Raw genomic sequence first — 17,686 nt, 5'->3', positions numbered from 1 at the left:
TCCATACGAAAAAACCTGTCAGTCAAAAGCGGAAAAATCGCCAATGATGACAGGCAGCTGAACGAGTTCAGCCTTACGAAAAATCAGGAACGTGTGCTGTTTTGCTCGTGCGGCTCACGTCACTTACTGATCGTTTTATTTTTTTCCAGGTTCAGAGGCAATGACAGTCAATTCACCAACCAATTCCCATTTCTTGATCGGGTTTGGCAAAATGCAGCTCGTGCCCATTTTTAGTTCATAGGAATGACCGTCGATCATCAAATGCCCATACCCATCGATCACGGTCATCAAAGTATAATCGGCCTTTTGTGCCAACGATAATTTCCCACGTACTTCCCACTCATACACATTGAAAAATGGCGTTTCAAGATAGGTAACGACTGCTGATTGTCCTTGTTTGACCTCACGGATCGATAATTCTGGCGTCCGTGCAGGAATCGTCGTCACATCGATCGATTGTTGGATATGCAGCTCCCGAGTTTGTCCTTGATCATCGGTACGATCATAGTCGTACACCCGATAAGTCGTATCCGAGCTCTGCTGGGTTTCCAAGATCATGATCCCTTTTCCAATGGCATGGATCGTTCCACTTGGCACATAGAAGAAATCGCCTTTTTTCACAGGGACTTTTGTTAACAAATCATCCCAACGACCCGCTTCGATCATTTCCGCAAGTTCTTCTTTGGTTTGTGCATGGTGGCCATAAATGATTTCCGCACCTGGTTCGGCATCAATGATGTACCAGCATTCCGTTTTCCCTAATTCCCCTTCATGGGCTAACCCATACGTGTCATCAGGATGGACTTGAACGGATAGATCATCTTCCGCGTCTAAAATTTTAATTAATAATGGAAAGACTGGTTCGTCTGAATGACCAAATAGTTCTTGATGGTCTTGCCAAAGATCCGCCAATGTTTTGCCTTTAAACGGACCATTTTCAATGACGCTCACCCCATGAGGATGCGCACTGATCGCCCAATCTTCACCGATCTTTTCGCTCGGTAAATCAAAACCAAAAACAGAATGCAGGCGACTACCGCCCCAAATTTTTTCTTGAAAAACAGGTTTCATAAACAATGGTTCCATAATTGTTCCCCTCTCTAGTTGTTCGTGCATATTATAGCATGAATCCGCTTATTCGGCAGTTTCTTTTAAGTAACATTGCAGGATTTCGTCACGATGACCCAAATAGCTTTCTCTATGATCCACTGGATGGACCCGATTCGATAAGAAAATAAACGCTTTTTTGTTAGGGATATCTACTGCGAGAAACGTGCCTGTATAGCCTGTATGAAATAATTGATACGGTGCACCTAACAAGTCCCAACCATAGGTGCGAGGCTTTGTGCTTTCAGGTGTCTGCCTGTGAGCCAGCGCCTGCATGACTTTTTCTGAGAAAAACGGCGCTCCTTGCTGCTGACCATTTGCCAGTAACAGTTGAACGAAAAGCGTCAAGTCATCCACGGTAGAAAACAACCCTGCGTTGCCGGCATGGTTTCCCAACACCCGTGCCTTAGGATCGTGGGTGATTCCTCTAAGGATGCTGCCGTCTGGCTGCTGCTGGGTAGGAACGATCATTGGCAGCTGTGAGGGAGGAAAAGGCGGAAAGCCGCTGTTCTTCATGCCTAAAGGCGTCAAGACTTCTTCTTGAAAAATCTCGGTCACTGGTTTTTGATACAGCTCCTCCAATAAAAAGCCCAGCAAAATCGTCCCAGTATCGGTATAGCTGACCGTTTGACCGATCGTATCACTGCTTTCAAGCTGCAAATACGCCTTGCGCAAGGCAGCAGCATCCAACTGGTCTCGATGAGGAATCCACGTGTTGATGGCTGCCGTATGCGTCAGCAAGTGCTTGATCGTTACCCGATCGTCTTTAAACGCTGGCAGCCAACGAGTAAGCGGCGCCTCCATCTCGATTTTTCCTTGATCCCACAATTTTAACAGAACACTCGTTGTACAAACGACTTTCGTCAATGAGGCTAAATCAAACAAATGATCTTTCGTCATAGGTTCGGTTTTCGGAAGAAGCGCTGCCTGTCCGAATACATGGGTCTCTTGGGTTTCACCAGCGATAAAACGCAGCACCGCTCCTGGGAAAACGGTCGGCATTTTTTCTTGAATGAGCTGTATTGTTTTTGGGTACATTGTCATCGTTCCATACTCGCTCCTTTCAGGCTTGTCTTGCTTCTAACTTTAGCACTTTTTAGCAGCAAACAAAACTCGTTATCCCCTTTTTTCCTCCAACTATCCGACTCGATCAGCTAGTCGATTCGCTTGCTTGGTTTCTTAGTCATCAAAAAACATCGACTACTCAAAAGAGTTTCCGATGTTTTTTCTTATCTATTTAGATTTATTTTTTAACGATAAACCACCATTCGATACCGATCGCATCGTAGGTCGTCAACAACTTCCGTTTTTTATCGATGAAGAACTCTCGGTTCTTCTCAGACAAGTGTTTTTCCAATGTATCGATATCTTCTTGACTGATGGAGATTTTCAAGAAGTCTAAGCCAAGCACCTCATGGGTCGGCAAATCGATCGTACCACCTTGTGCTTCAGTCAAGCCGACTTGGAAGTCACCATCATTGAGGATAAATTCCTTCGTTTCGGCTTCTTTTGTTTTCAAGCCTAAGCTTTCTTCTAAGAAAAGCTGCTCTTTGGCTAGATCACTGACGTTTAAATACAGCTTGCCAAAATGAGCTTCTTTTGATAAGCCAGCCGCTTTTGCAGGTGCCGCTTTGATCAATTCTGCTTCGTCTTTTGGTACCGCAGTTCCTGCGGGTGCTGTAAATAAGACTTCAATTTTGTTCCCTTCTGGATCAGCTATAATAAAGCCTAATTGATTCGCTTCATAACGAGCTTCTTCGAAAGCAATCGCTTTTTGTTGGGCATTGCTCGCGATAGTTGCCGCTTCTTCTAATGAGGATACGGCTAAGACGATGCGCTGCATTTTTTTGATCTCGCCGAAGTGATCGTTGGCACGCGGGCTTTCTTCCAACCATAAAACTTCTCTATCTAATCCTTTTAGACCAAAGATGGCCAATTCATTTTCTTCTCTTTTCAACTCAAAACCAAGTACATCCCGATAAAAGGCAATCGCTTGATCGCGGTCTTTTACCCGGATTGCAACAGTCAGCAACTTCGTACTGCTCCCCAATAAGAAATCTGTCATTGTTTCTCCCCCTACTTACATATGTACTCATTGTACTGATAAAACGAAATTCTAGCAAATGAAATCCCTACCTATTTTATTCTTTTTTTAGAGAAAATAAGAAGAAAAGCACAGAAAAGTCAGAATTTTGCATTTTTATGAGTAGAGAAGAGGCATTTGGGTGTTGCTAATGGCTTCAGCTACAGACAGCTGCGGCTGGACTTGCCGCGAGGATCTGGGTTCCTAAATGATCGATTCGATCGGTGATACAAACGGCAGCTACCCCTGCTTTCAAGGCTTTCTGCGCACTTTTTAGTTTTGGCAGCATGCCGCCTGTGACTACTTCTTCGGTGATCAAACGGGGGATCTCTTCAAAAGAAACAGCCGATAACCACTGGCTTTCTTGCTTGATCCCAGGGACATCCGTCAACAAATATAGTTTTTCGGCTTGTAAACTAGCAGCAACCTGACACGCTACTTCATCGGCATTGATGTTCAGCCATTGCCCCTCTGGGGTAATTCCTAGCGGTGCCAAGATCGGGACATGTTTTTTCTCTGTCAAGAGCTGCAGGAAAGCAGCGTTGATTTGTTGAACCTTCCCCACCTGTCCTAATTTTTCTTCATCAATGACTTCTCCTTGAATCAGTTGATCACAGCCAGCATTCAGTCCTACGGCATGGAACCCAGCTTGCTGGAAAGCGGTCGTGATCAGCGGTTGAACTTGTCCCAAAAGGACCATTCTAGTTACTTCAAGCGTCTGGGGGTCGGTCACCCGCAGGCCGTCTTTGATCGTGACTGTCAACGCCATTTTCTCCATCATTTCTGAGATGTAGTGACCGCCGCCATGGACGATGACTACTTTTTTGCCCGCAGCTTGCCAATCTGCTATCGTCTCAAAGAATGACGGGGTTAAATTGTCTGAGGCGACACCGCCGATTTTTACTACGATCGTTTCCATCTACTCGCTCCTTTTTGTCTAGTACCTGATTTCTTTCAGGTATGATATAGTGCGTTGATTTTCACATAGTCATACGTCAGATCACAGCCCCAAGCGGTGCCAACACCTGCCCCTTCTTTCAGCTCGACAGCGACTTTGACTTCATTTTCCGCCAACTGTTCTTGCATGATGGTTTCGTCAAAAGCTACCGGTGTCCCTTGGACAAAGACGGGAATGTCGGCTAATGCAATCGATACCGTTGCTGGGTCGATCGGCTGCCCACTATAGCCCACTGCACATAAGATACGCCCCCAGTTTGGGTCTTTGCCAAAGAGGGCTGTTTTGACCAGTGGCGAACCAACGATGGTTTTGCTGATCATTCGGGCTGCTTCATCGGTCACAGCTCCACTCGTATGAGCTTCGATCAATTTGCTGGCGCCTTCTCCGTCCTTTGCAACTGCTTTGGCTAGTGCGGTCAGAACTGCTTTGAGCATCCCTTTAAACTCATGATAAGCTGGCGTATCAGCTTCGATCGTTGGATTTTTGGCTAACCCGTTGGCTAAAACTAACACCATATCATTGGTGGATGTATCGCCATCGACCGTGATTTGATTGAAAGTAACGTCGGTTAATTCTTTCAGCAGTGCTTGCAAGAGTGCTGGAGCGATCGCCGCATCCGTCGTAACAAAGGCCAGCATCGTAGCCATATTGGGATGGATCATACCAGACCCTTTGGCACAACCCGCAACAGTCACCGTTTTGTCAGCGATCGTTGATTGGATGACACTGCTTTTTTCAGTCAGATCCGTCGTCAAAATCGCTCGTTGAAATCGGTGGGCATCCCCTTGCCTGTTTAGTTGCTGAATCCCTGCAGTGATTTTTTCCATCGGTAAGCTCTTACCAATGATCCCGGTGGAGGCTACCGCAAAGGCTTCGGGACTCGTATGCAGCTGGGCTGCTGCCAATTCTGCCATCTCTTGTGCATCTTTTAAACCTTGCTCCCCGGTACAAGCATTGGCATTGCCCGCATTGACGATCACGCCTTGCAAGGTGCCTGCTTGCATTTTTTCCTTTGTAACGAGAATGGGTGCCGCTTGTACTTGATTGGTGGTAAAGACTGCCGCAGCACTGGCTGGCACTTCAGAGACGATCCAACCAAGATCGACTTTCTCTTTCTTCAGACCGCAATGCAGACCGTCGGCAAAAAAACCTTTGGGGGTTGCGATCGTTCCTTCGATTTCTTTCATTTTCTTTCCTCCTACTGCCACCTTTTTGCGGATTGTCCACTGGCTGACACGAGTATCCTCACGCGTCTGTTGGCTATTTTATGGATATAACGGTGCTTGCATAAGACCAGTCGTTTCTGGTATCTTTGCCCATCGATTGAAGTTTTGGATCGCTTGGCCAGCAGCCCCTTTGCCTAAATTATCGATCACTGCGACAACGGTCAACACTTGGGTCAGCGGATTGAAACATATGCCAATGTCACAAAAATTCGTTCCCGTCACTTGCCGCAGCTCGGGCAGCTTTCCTAACGGTTGCACTCGGACAAATGGATGGTCTTGATACGTTTTTACGTACTGCTCATAGATGTCCTCTTGCGAAATCGCGTCTTTGATAGGCGCATAAAGCGTCATAAAGATCCCTCTTTTGACAGGCAGTAAGCTGGTAGAAAATTGGATGGGCAGCATTGCCTGATCCCATTGCTGAAACTGCTGCATGATCTCAGGAATATGCTGATGCTGATTTGGCTTATACATCGTCATGTTATCCGCAGCGGTTGCAAAGTGACTGCTGTCCGTCAATTTCTTACCAGCACCCGACAAACCCGACTTGCCATCAAAAATCAACGTACCGCTGAATAGTTTTTGCTGAACCAACGGCGCAGCCGCTAAAATGGCAGCAGTCGCATAACAGCCTGGATTGGCGATCAAATTGCCAGGAGTCGTTGCAAACTCAGGCAGCGAATAGGTCGCTTGTGTCAACAATTCGGCAGGTGCAGCTTCTTGGTGATACCATTTTTGATAGCTATCCCGATCCTTCAATCGCAGATCACCAGAAAGGTCAATCACTGGAAAGTCATTTGCGACAAGAGTCGCTGCGAGTTCTTTGCTGATTCCAGCAGGAGTCGCAAAAAACACGAGTTGATTTTCCTTTTGGATTTTTTCTGCATCAAAAGGTTCGATCAGCCGCTCTGTCAGTCCAATTAAATGAGGATACAAAACTGATGAATTTTCATGCATAGAATGACTATGCAAGGTGCCCACCTCCAATTGGGGATGTTGCTGGATCAAACGAATCAATTCAATTCCGGTATACCCTGTTACACCAACGATTGCTGCCTTCAAACACGTCACTCCTCAAAAGAATTTACTTAAGATTATAAGAAACTCCCATCGCTCTGTCAATGATTATTTATAAAACTATTCAAAATAAATTCGCTATTATTCGGTTTTTATAAGAAAAAAAGCCCGAAAAATCTATTTTTATGCAATTATGCTAAGACAGCTTGCAAAATCGCCAAGGCTGCTGTCGTTTCCTCTTGCGAGATCGTTAAAGGCGGCAGCAAGCGCAAAACCTTGGTTCCCGCTTTTAATGCAAGGAGGCCTTGGTTCCGCAGTTGGGTCAACACGGATTGCAAGCTTTCCGAATCGGCTAATTCGATACCGATCATCAATCCTTTCCCACGAATCGCCTGCACCTTAGATAGTCCTTGCAATCCGTCGAGAAACTGCTGCTGGCGCAATTGAACATTGACTTGAATGTCCTCTTCTTGCAACACACTGCAAACGGCACTAGCAGCGGCCATCGCTAATTTATTGCCACCAAAGGTCGAACCGTGACTACCGGGTCCAAAAGCCGTTTGCAAATGGCTTTTGCCTAGCATCGCTCCGACAGGGATCCCGTTACCAAGCCCTTTTGCTACGGTAAAAAGATCAGGTTCAATGCCATATCCTTCAAAAGCAAACAGTGTTCCTGTCCGTCCCATCCCGGTTTGGATCTCATCCACCACCAGTAGTACCCCCAACTCCTGACAAAGGGCTGCCACCGCTTGGACCCACGCCACCTCAGCAGGGATCACACCGCCTTCGCCTTGGATCAATTCTAAAAACACGGCTGCCGTCTGCTCATCTAAAACGGCTTGCAATGCCTCAAGGTCATTAAAGGGTACATACACCATCTCTGGTACTAACGGTCCAAACCCATCATGGATACTACTTTGCCCAGTCAAAGACATCGCCCCAAAGGTCCGACCATGGAAAGATTGTTCAAAACTAATGACTTTGCTGCGGCCAGTCGCTTTGCGAGCCAACTTTAAAGCAGCTTCGTTCGCCTCAGCGCCACTATTGCAAAAATAAGCCAGATACGGCTCGTCTGAAGCGCTCTTTTGATTTTGGGTCAGCTTTTGGGCAACTTCTTCTTGCAACTGGCTGTCATACAAATTCGGCACATGCCAAATCTGCTCTGCTTGTGTCATCAATGCGGCTTGCACTTTGGGATGCCCATAACCGAGATTAACGACCCCGATGCCGCTTGTTAAATCTAAATATTGGTTGCCTTGCGAATCTACCACATAGCTGCCGTTGCCTTGCTGGATATCGATGGGTAAACGGCTGTAATTAGGAAAAAGATGACTCATTGGTTTCACTCCTTGTCTTGGATTATTCGAAATTATGTATTAATATACATTTTAATCCAGTTAATTGCAATAAATATTTAAATTAAAGCGATAAAAATTCATAAAAAAAAGAAAGCAGTGACAATCACTGCTTTCTTTCAGTCAACCTTTGGCGGTCTGTTTATCATCATTTGGGGAAGAATTTCTTTCATTACAAACAGTGGATCACGCCACTTCTTCTGAAAATTGACTGTTATACAGGTCTGCATAGAAACCGTTTTGTGCCATCAATTCCTCATGATTTCCAGTCTCAACAATGGACCCGTGATTCATCACGATGATATTGTCAGCATCACGAATCGTAGAGAGACGGTGAGCAACCACAAAGCTGGTCCGATTTTCTAACAAACGACCCATTGCTTTTTGTATCAAGATTTCCGTCCGCGTATCGACACTAGAAGTTGCTTCATCCAAAATCAAAACGTCGGGATCCGCTAAGAAGGCGCGGGCGATCGTGATCAGCTGACGTTGACCTTGGGAGATGTTGCTGGCTTCTTCATTCAAGACCGTATCATAGCCTTCTGGCAATTTGCGAACAAAATCATCCACATGGGCAGCTTTCGCCGCAGCGATCACTTGCTCTTTGGTTGCTTTTTCATTTCCATAATGAATGTTGTCATAAATGGAACCAGTAAACAACCACGTATCTTGCAGCACCATCGAGATATTACTACGCAACTCATCACGAGTCAAGTCTCGGGTATCTTTGCCATCATAACGAATGCTACCGCCAGAAACATCATAAAAACGTTCCAAGAGATTGATCAGCGTGGTTTTCCCAGCGCCGGTAGGTCCTACGATAGCCACCATCTCACCAGCTTTAACATTCAGATTAAAATCGGTCATCAATAATTTGTCTGGCGCATAACCAAATTGAACATGATCGAAACGAACTTTGTATTCACTGTCTTCCACTGGCAATCCAGAAGGCTCATCAGTCATTTCTTCTTCATCCAAGACTTCAAATACCCGTTCGGCAGATGCAACGGTTGATTGGATGGTGTTTAGTAAGCTAGCGATTTGAGTGATTGGTTGAGAGAATTGATTGGTGTATTGCAAGAATGCTTGCACATCCCCTAACGTCATGTTCCCATTCGCCACTTTGATCCCACCAAGGACAGCCACGAAGACATAGCCTAAGTTTTTAATGAAGTTCATCAAGGGCATAATGATCGCTGAAATAAATTGGGCTTTCCAACCAGCGGAATACAGACGGTCATTTTCTTCTTCAAAAACGACTTGATCGGCGGCTTCATGGTTGAAGGTTTTGACAACGGTATGACCGCCGTAAGTTTCTTCGACTTGGTCATTGAGCAATCCTAAACTTTTTTGTTGTGCCGCAAAGAATTTTTGCGATTTTGGTGCGACGATCATCACGACGATCAAGCTTAAAGGAACCGTTGCTAAAGCAACCAAAGTCAGTTGCCAACTGATCGTCAACATCATCCACAAAACCCCGATAAAGGTCACGACACTCGTAATAAATTGGGTCAAGTTTTGTTGCAGGGTACTTGCGATATTATCCATATCATTGATCGCCCGTGACATGATATCCCCATTTGAGTGAGTATCATAGTAAGAGATCGGCAAGCGGTTCATTTTTTCATCTAAGTCACGACGCAGCTCATAAACCGTCCGTTGCGAGACACGGGTCATAATAAACTGTTGTAGAAAGTTGAAGACGGCTGAAATCACATACATGCCGATCGCGATCAAAATGATTTGACCAACTTTCTCAAAATCGATAGGAAATTCTGTTACCTGTTGGCCGGCTTGCATCTGCTGCGCACCGATCATGACACCTTTAAAAATTTCAGTGGTCGCTTCCCCTAAAATTTTCGGTGTTTGGATTTGGAAGATCACGGCTGCGATCGCTAAAACGAAGACGGCGATGATAGCGATGGAGCGTTTCGACATGTACCCGAAAAGCCGTTTGACCGTCCCCCAAAAGTTTTTTGGTTTTGGTCCTTTGGCACCGATGTTACGGCCTGGACCGCCGCCCATTGGTCCGCCACGGTGTTGTGTTGTTGTTTTCTTTTCACTCATGCAAGATCCTCCTCTCTCAATTGTGAAGAAACGATTTCTTGGTAGGTTTCATTGTCTGCCATTAATGATTCATGAGTCCCTTTTCCTACGAGTTTTCCTTCATCCAATACTAAGATCGTATCGGCATCCATGACGGTGCTGACCCGTTGGGCAACCACGACCATAATGCTGTCTTGCATGTCGCGTTTCAGCGCTGCTCGTAAGTTAGCATCGGTTTTGAAGTCCAGTGCGGAGAAGGAATCATCAAAGACATAGACATCTGCTTGTTTCACTAACGCACGAGCGATCGCTAAACGTTGACGTTGTCCACCAGAGAAGTTGCCGCCGCCTTGTTCTACACGGCTATCTAAGCCATCTGCCAGTTCGGAGACAAAATCTTTGGCTTGGGCGATCTCTAAGGCTTGCCAGATTTCTTCATCTGATGCATCGGGTTTTCCGTATTTCATATTTTCACGAATGGTACCAGAAAACAGTACCGCTTTTTGCGGAACAAAGCCCACGACTTCTCGTAGATTGTGCTGGGTGACTTCTGCAATATTGACCCCATTGATTTTGATTGCACCAGACTCCACATCGTACAAACGAGGCAAGAGATTGACTAAGGTCGTTTTCCCTGAGCCCGTCCCACCGATGATGGCAACAAAATCACCAGATTTTGCTTGAAAATCGATATCTTCCAACGCCAATTTCTCAGCGCCTTGGTAGCGATACGCCACATGGTCAAAGGCCAAGGTTGCTTGGTCCCCTTGTAAGCTCAATGTCGCTGGTGTTTTTGGATCGAGAATTTCATCTTCTTCATTTAAGACTTCGTTGATACGGTCAGCTGATGCTTGGGCTCTTGGCACCATCACGAAGATCATGGACAGCATCATAAAGCTGATCAAAATTTGCATTGCATAGGTCATAAACGCAATCAAGTTTCCGACTTCTAAGGTCATTTCGGCAATATAATGACCCCCAAACCATGTGATGGCAATGTTCGTCCCACTCATGATCAACGTCATCAATGGCATCATCAATGCCACGATGGTGTTTACTTTAATCGCGGTGTGGGTGTAATCTTTGTTGGCTTCATCAAAGCGATTCGCTTCATAATCCGTCTTGTCAAATGCCCGAATAACGCGGACCCCCGTCAAGCCTTCACGAAAGACTAAGTTCAAACGGTCGGTTTTCTTTTGCATACTTTTGAATAAAGGAACGGCAAAATACATAATACCGCCGACCAATACCAGCATGATAGGAATAACGACTAAAAAGATTCGGGTTAATTGGGCATCTTTTTGATAGGCCAAGAAACTCGCCCCAATCAGTGTGATCGGTGCATTGATCATCATACGTAAAAACATTTGCGTCACCATTTGAATTTGGTTGACGTCGTTGGTGGTTCTTGTAATCAATGATGCGGTCCCAAATTTATCAAAAGATCGAGAAGAAAAATTCTCAACTTTTTGGTAAATGTCCGAACGTAGTTTTTGTCCTAATTTTTGTGATTCTCTTGTTGCGAAATACGTATTTCCTAAAGCGGCGATGATACTGATCAATGAAAAGCCAATCATGTAAAAGCCGGTTTTCCAAATGTAATCAATGTCGCCTGTCGCCACCCCATTGTTGATAATATTGGAAGTCAATGTCGGTAGATACAAATCAGAAACGACTTGGATCACCATAAACACCACTGCCATGATTATGGAAATGACGGATACGCGTTTTATCAGCTTAATCATAGGTTTCCCCTCTTTCTTTTTTTGCGCCCTCTCTTAACCAGCGGACTTTACTGTTGAAATCAGCGATCGCTTCGGCAGGATCATAGTCTGGATCAAACGCTGATTGGCGATAGGCTTCGGCAATCGTCGAAAAGACGGTATGCATCAGCAGCTGGATCAGCATTTTCAACTCATGGTCGTCTTTGACTTTCAATAAATCTTTGTCGACCTCTGACAAAAAGATGGCTTGCTGCTTCTGCCGATCGGCTTTGTTTTCTTGATGCATCTTGTGCTGCATCTCTGGCACGACTTTATGGAAGGAACGATAATCCATACTCATAAATAAATTGCGGTAAAAGTTTGCGTTTTTGCCTTTGAAAACCTCGGCGATCATCCGTGAAAAGTACCATTCGAACCCCGCAAACAGATCCCCGTTTTCATGTTGGATCGATTTCAGCAGATCTCGCTGACTATTTTTTTTCAACGTATGGAAATAATAGTAATAAAGATCTTCTTTGTTTTCGAAGTATTGGTAAAAACTCCCGCGAGGAATCTCGGCATCTTTGATGATGTTGGCGATCGAGGCGTCTTTCAGCGGCAGTCTTGAGAATTCTTTTTTCGCCGCATTTAAGATGCGCTTTTGTTTTTCTGGCGGCAAGTGAAAAAATGTATCGGTCGGCATCACAAGCAACTCCTTTCTAATTTAAAATAAATCACAGCTCTCGATATGACACGTTGTCATATGACACTGTGTCATTATACACCCCTCACCAGAGAATGCAAGAATTTAAATTTGACTTTTTTATGAAGGAATCGATTCTGGTCTTTTTATAAAGGGCGTTATTTGAAAAGAAATAACCAATGAAATTTCTGAAAACAAAAAACCTTCGTTTCCCTGATGGAAAACGAAGGTTGCTATTTTTTCATTCTGACGATTATAAATAACAATCATTTTTTCTTGCGGCGCCATAGAATCAAGAAAACGATCAGCAGCAGGATAACACCGGCGATCAGTAAGGTATAGCTTGGCGCTTCATTGGTTTTAGGTAATGTTTTTTCACCATCGGCAGTAGCGTTGGCCTCTTTCGAAGAAGTCGTTGTCGCTGTTTCTTGAGCACTCGTCGATGTTGCGGTCGCTTCTTCAGTCGTACTCGTTTGCGTGCCTGTAGGCAGATACATGGAATCATTTGCCGCTTGAATGATATAAGAGATCCGTCCTGGGACAAAGGCACCTGGATCGACTTGCATCTCTTGTTCCATCTGATTTAAATTGGTCAAAATTGAGATCATCCATTCGTTGGAAACGGCTTGATTCAAATGTAAAAAGACTCCGTCTGCTGGATAGACGACCCGTAAATATTCCTGCAGCTGATCCACAACAGGAATCAAGTCAGCAAAACTGGCGTAGCTATTTGCATCAAAAGCCAGTTGCGGCTCAATGGCTTCCCAGGATAACGTCTGATCGACAAACAAGGCACCGATGATTTTTGCTAAGTAAGCAATATCAAAGCCCATCGCATCACTGGAATAACGTAGCGCCAGACGATTGCCATTGGTCAATTCTTCATCTGTCAACTGGTCCAACTGTTCTTGGGTAAATGCGGTCACACTTCCTTCAGTGATCCCTTGGGTTAAGGCGCTACGCAGCGAACTAGGTTCATCGGCTAACGTGTTGATCTCACTGACATCTTGCGTCCCCGTCTCTGCTTGGATCGAGGCAATAACAGCTTCGGAATCGACTGGTTCTTGATTCTCGGTAGTCGTAGTTTCTGAAGCAGCGGATTGATCCGTCTCTTGATTTTCTACTGTACTTTCTTGGACAGCAGCTTGTGTCTGATCCGTTCCTGATTGCTCCTCTGATGAAAGCGTCTCGCTAACGGCAGCCTGATTGCCACTTTCACTCGTAGCTGTTTCATCTGCATGAACCATCAGTGGTGAAAAAGCCAGCGTCATTAGTCCGAACCAAATTATTTTTTTCATCCTCATTGCCTCCTCGAATGGGATCACTCCCTTTGTAACGAAACTGTAACATAAAGGAAAATTTTTCGCAATCTATTTAGTAACTTCTTAAAAAAAACCTCTATCTTTATCCGATAGAGGTTTTAACATTATTTTATCGTTGCCACATGCATGACGGCTTGACCCGCTTTTGTTTCTGTTCCTGGTAATCCTTCGATATTGGCTACTTGCTCCATATTGGTGATGATCACGAGCATCTCAGAAGCTTTGCCTTTAGCCGTCAACTGTGCCAAATCGACTTGGGCAACTTGGGTAGCTGGTGTCACGGCTTGGCCTTCCTCCACCAGGATCTCAAAAGGCGCTCCTTGCAATTCGACGGTGTCAACACCCATGTGCAGCAGAATCTCTAGCCCGCTGGCAGTCTTGATCCCCAATGCATGTTTCGTGGGAAAAATCGTCGTGACGGTTCCTGCTGCTGGTGCATAGATCGCACCATTGTCTGGCAAGACGAAATACCCGTCGCCCATCATTTTTTGCGAAAATACCGGATCACTTGATGCACTGATCGCTTTTGTCGTGCCTGTGGCTACTGCGTATAAAGGGGTATCGATCGGTTCTTTTGATGGATTTGCTGTCGTTTCCTTTGCAGCCGTTTCACTCGTTTGTTTTGGTTGCGGTTGCACAGTAACGGTTGCAGCTGGTTTTGCTTCTTCTGCCTCGCTTTCTTTGACTGCTTCTAAGCGATCCTTCGGAATCCCAAAGAAGTAGGTGGCAACGAAGCCGCCAGCATAGCCTGCTAACAAGCCGAAAATATAGCCCATCCAACGGCCGTTGGCAATCAAGGGGATCAAAGCTAGCCCTGATGGTCCAATCGCCGTTGCGCCGATATTTGTCAAAGCGCCAATGACCGCACCACCGATCCCACCACCAATACAAGCAGTGATAAATGGTCGACCTAATGGCAACGTCACTCCGTAGATCAATGGTTCGCCGATGCCTAAGATCCCAACTGGCAATGCGCCTTTGATCATTTCAGAAAGCTCTTTGTCTTTACGTAGTCGTACCCATAAGGCTAAAGCTGCACCGACTTGACCAGCACCAGCCATGGCTAAGATCGGTAATAATTGCGTGCTGCCTGTTGCTTCGATCATTTGAATGTGGATCGGGGTCAAAATTTGATGCAAACCAAACATGACCATTGGTAGGAAGGCCGCCCCTAAGACAAACCCAGAGAAAGCACCGCCCACGTTCAAGACCCAAGTGATCGAACCGACTAAGCTGTCAGAGATCAGACCTGCCAATGGCATGATCAAGAAAATCTCCGTCAAACCGATGATCAGCAAACACAACGTCGGGGTCACGATAATATCGATCGCTTCAGGAATCACTCGATGCAGCACTGCCTCTAATTTCGCCAAAAGCCATACTGCGAAGATCACACCGATGATCCCTCCTTGGTTGGCAGCTAAAGCTTCGCCAGTGAACAAGTTTTGGATCGGGGCTTCTGGGTTCATACCTGTCAGCAAGATGATCGAACCGATCACGCCACCAAGGGTTGGATTGGCTTTAAAGACCTGCGCTGCATTGACCCCAGTAAAGATCGCTAAATAGGTGAACATCCCATTTCTGAGGACGTTTAAAATCATGACATAATAATTCCAAGTATCTCCATCTAATCGGCCAGCCGTGATCATATTGGTCAGGACAGAAGCGATCCCTGCGACGAGTCCTGCACCAACGAAGGCTGGAATCATTGGAACAAAGATATTAGAAATATCTTTCAGCAGCGACTTTAATGGTGATGATTTTTGTTTGGCTTTTTGGGCTGCTTTCATCTCTGCCGTTTTTTCTGATAACGCCTCTTTGCCTGATTTTTGCGGTGGGATCTCTTGCCCTAAATCAACACCAGCTTTTGCCACCATTGCATTGGCTACTTTGTTGACTTTCCCTGGTCCGATAATGACTTGCAGCTGCTCATCATTGACCACACCCATCACACCGGGAATCTCTTTTAACCCTTGTTGATCGACCTTGTCGTGGTCGCGGACGGTCATTCGTACGCGAGTCATACAGTGATTGACTGTTTCTACGTTGTCCATTCCGCCGGCTTCTTGAAAAATCTTCTCCGCTAACTCTTCTACCGTCAGTGTTTCTTTTGCCATTACTTTTCTCCTCCTAACGCCGTTTTGACAAACCCTTGTGCCGTGGCAAGTTTTGCTTGTGCTTCGTCTTTCGTGCTATCAGTCAACAGCATCACGATCGCCAATTTGACATTCTGATCTGCTTCTTCAAATGCCGCGGCGGCTGTTTCATAATCAGCTTCAGTCGCCTGCATGATGATCCGTTTTGAGCGTTCCACCAATTTTTCGTTGGTCGCTTTCACGTCGACCATCAAATTATTATAGACTTTGCCGATCCCTACCATCGATAACGTCGAGATCATATTCAAAATCAGTTTTTGGGCAGTCCCAGATTTCAAACGAGTCGAACCTGTCAGAAATTCTGGTCCACAATCGACCTCGATTGGAAAGCTGGCATGCTGAGAGATCTCCGCGTCTTTATTACAAGCGATCGTAGCCGTTGCGGCACCGAGCTCATTGGCATAGTCAAGCGCCCCGATCACGTAAGGGGTTCTGCCACTGGCAGCAATCCCGATCACCATATCATTTTGGTTCAACTTCAAATCGACAAGGTCTTGTTTGCCTAGCGTTAAGGAGTCTTCTGCTCCTTCGACAGCGACCGTCATCGCTTCTTCGCCACCGGCGATCAAACCGACCACCATCTCAGGTGATACCCCAAAGGTTGGGACACATTCGGCCGCATCCAAGACGCCTAATCGACCACTCGTCCCAGCGCCAAGATAAATCAAGCGTCCGCCCTTTTTAAAAGCGACGATGGTTTGTTCAATCACTTTTTCAATACTAGGAATTTCTTTTTCCACCGCATAGGCAACTTTTTGATCTTCTTGGTTCATTTTTTGACACGCTTCTAAAATCGTCATTTCATCTAAATTGCTCGTTTCGCTATTGCGTCGTTCGGTCGTTAATTTGTCTAAATTGATTTTATTCATCGGAATCATCTCTTTCTAATTTAAATCGCATCCCTGCTTTGATTTGTTGGATCAACGGCAGATCGGCTGGTATCACCTGAGCGGCGAGGTTGACTTTTGGGTCTGCCGGCAAAGGTCGTTTGCACACCTGGATCTCTCCCATATAGCGCAAGTACTCTTGGTTATCGATCGTCACAGCCCCCACTGGCCGCTCTTGACTAAGTTCAGGTTTGACTTCTGGAATGGCATTGAAACGGGCATCGGCGCTGCGCAAGACATCCCGAGCTTCATCGTAACGATTTTGGTGATTCCCTAAGACGTGTTCAAAGTAAGTGGAACCAAGATCTTTGACCCGCAAAACGATCCGCGCTTCTTGCAGATACGTCGCAAACTGCTGGGCACTTTTTTCAGAAACCATGCCATCGCCAATGTAAACAGCATCGACTGAGCCAGTTGCCAATAAGTCGATCGCTGCGGCAAAAGGCGACCAGTTGCGGTGTCTTTCCAGTGTGGGTAATCCTTGAAATAACGGTCCGCGTTTCTTGGCATCCCCTGGAACAAAGGCTTGGACGAAAAAGCCTTGTGCTTTCAACCAGCGGTTCTTCTCCTGAAACCAGCCAACATCCAGTCCCGTTTCTGGTCGGGGGTAATAATTGTGCCAAGCTTCCAAACGAGTAAAATCGGCTCCATACGCCTGCAGCTCTCGAATGTCTTTTTCCGTCAATGTACTGGCATTCAAACTGATGGTCATTTCTTTTGAAAAAGCTGCGATTTGCTGATTGTCGATCGCATAATCCATTCGTAAACCAGTGACACCGATCTCCCTTAGTTCCGCCAGATTGTCGATGGAAAAGCCCGCTTCTGCTAATGCGTTTCCAGAAATATCTACCATTAAAGACAGCTGATGGTCTTTTGCGAAACCTCCCAAGTCCGTCAAACGCTGCCGATAAGTACTGCGATCATCTTCTGGTATGTGCATGGAGGTGAAAATCCCTTTAAAGCCTGATGCCATCGCAGTCATCTGCTCAAGTTCTGCTGCCGTCAAGTCTTCGTTCATAAATACAGAAAAGCCGAACATCTCTTTGCCTCCTTGATGGGTCACTTTCGTGATACCGTTTTCTATAAAAGCATTATAACTGATTCTTTTCCCATTCGCAACTAT

General features: G+C 45.7%; 14 protein-coding genes. All 14 read right to left on the bottom strand.

All coding sequences use genetic code 11. The annotated features are described in order from the left end of the window. Positions 1–135 precede the first annotated feature (135 nt). Positions 136–1,089, bottom strand: a complete 954-nt coding sequence (gene manA, locus IGI72_RS02015) for a mannose-6-phosphate isomerase, class I (RefSeq protein ID WP_438755050.1) — start codon at positions 1,087–1,089, stop codon at positions 136–138. 45 nt (positions 1,090–1,134) lie between these two features. Further along, positions 1,135–2,151, bottom strand: coding sequence for a serine hydrolase domain-containing protein (locus IGI72_RS02010; RefSeq protein WP_438752859.1), 1,017 nt, complete (start codon positions 2,149–2,151; stop codon positions 1,135–1,137). A gap of 199 nt (positions 2,152–2,350) precedes the next feature. Next, complete coding sequence (locus tag IGI72_RS02005) at positions 2,351–3,172, bottom strand: VOC family protein (RefSeq protein ID WP_159161072.1); 822 nt, start codon at positions 3,170–3,172, stop codon at positions 2,351–2,353. 175 nt (positions 3,173–3,347) lie between these two features. Further along, positions 3,348–4,109, bottom strand: a complete 762-nt coding sequence (argB, locus tag IGI72_RS02000) for an acetylglutamate kinase (protein ID WP_128432291.1) — start codon at positions 4,107–4,109, stop codon at positions 3,348–3,350. A 35-nt stretch (positions 4,110–4,144) separates the two neighbouring features. Then, the gene (gene argJ / locus IGI72_RS01995) at positions 4,145–5,335 is read right to left on the bottom strand and encodes a bifunctional glutamate N-acetyltransferase/amino-acid acetyltransferase ArgJ (RefSeq protein WP_195961016.1); all 1,191 of its coding nucleotides are present in this window, start codon (positions 5,333–5,335) and stop codon (positions 4,145–4,147) included. Positions 5,336–5,413: 78 nt separating this feature from the next. Continuing rightward, complete coding sequence (argC, locus tag IGI72_RS01990) at positions 5,414–6,436, bottom strand: N-acetyl-gamma-glutamyl-phosphate reductase (protein ID WP_438752856.1); 1,023 nt, start codon at positions 6,434–6,436, stop codon at positions 5,414–5,416. 146 nt (positions 6,437–6,582) lie between these two features. Continuing rightward, a complete protein-coding gene (locus IGI72_RS01985; RefSeq protein ID WP_201691167.1) occupies positions 6,583–7,728 on the bottom strand; it encodes an acetylornithine transaminase in 1,146 nt (381 codons plus the stop codon). Positions 7,729–7,932: 204 nt separating this feature from the next. Continuing rightward, positions 7,933–9,813: an ABC transporter ATP-binding protein gene (locus IGI72_RS01980; protein ID WP_438752854.1), complete on the bottom strand. Its 1,881-nt coding sequence runs from the start codon at positions 9,811–9,813 to the stop codon at positions 7,933–7,935. After that, complete coding sequence (locus IGI72_RS01975) at positions 9,810–11,537, bottom strand: ABC transporter ATP-binding protein (protein ID WP_005227218.1); 1,728 nt, start codon at positions 11,535–11,537, stop codon at positions 9,810–9,812. Before IGI72_RS01975 ends, IGI72_RS01980 begins: the two co-directional genes overlap by 4 nt. Continuing rightward, a complete protein-coding gene (locus IGI72_RS01970; protein WP_005227217.1) occupies positions 11,530–12,198 on the bottom strand; it encodes a TetR/AcrR family transcriptional regulator in 669 nt (222 codons plus the stop codon). Before IGI72_RS01970 ends, IGI72_RS01975 begins: the two co-directional genes overlap by 8 nt. Before the next feature lie 266 nt (positions 12,199–12,464). Further along, the gene (locus tag IGI72_RS01965; RefSeq protein ID WP_086294464.1) at positions 12,465–13,496 is read right to left on the bottom strand and encodes an LPXTG cell wall anchor domain-containing protein; all 1,032 of its coding nucleotides are present in this window, start codon (positions 13,494–13,496) and stop codon (positions 12,465–12,467) included. 128 nt (positions 13,497–13,624) lie between these two features. Beyond that, positions 13,625–15,637, bottom strand: coding sequence for a glucose PTS transporter subunit IIA (locus IGI72_RS01960; protein WP_159161075.1), 2,013 nt, complete (start codon positions 15,635–15,637; stop codon positions 13,625–13,627). Next, the gene (murQ, locus tag IGI72_RS01955; RefSeq protein ID WP_438752850.1) at positions 15,637–16,545 is read right to left on the bottom strand and encodes an N-acetylmuramic acid 6-phosphate etherase; all 909 of its coding nucleotides are present in this window, start codon (positions 16,543–16,545) and stop codon (positions 15,637–15,639) included. The genes IGI72_RS01960 and murQ overlap by 1 nt, the downstream gene beginning before the upstream one ends. After that, positions 16,538–17,602, bottom strand: coding sequence for a DUF871 domain-containing protein (locus tag IGI72_RS01950; protein ID WP_153882984.1), 1,065 nt, complete (start codon positions 17,600–17,602; stop codon positions 16,538–16,540). The genes murQ and IGI72_RS01950 overlap by 8 nt, the downstream gene beginning before the upstream one ends. Positions 17,603–17,686 lie beyond the last annotated feature (84 nt).

The sequence above is a fragment of the Enterococcus sp. DIV1059_2 genome, from assembly GCF_051713685.1.
GTDB lineage: Bacteria > Bacillota > Bacilli > Lactobacillales > Enterococcaceae > Enterococcus_D > Enterococcus_D casseliflavus.
This window is presented reverse-complemented; position numbering and strand designations above follow the sequence as displayed.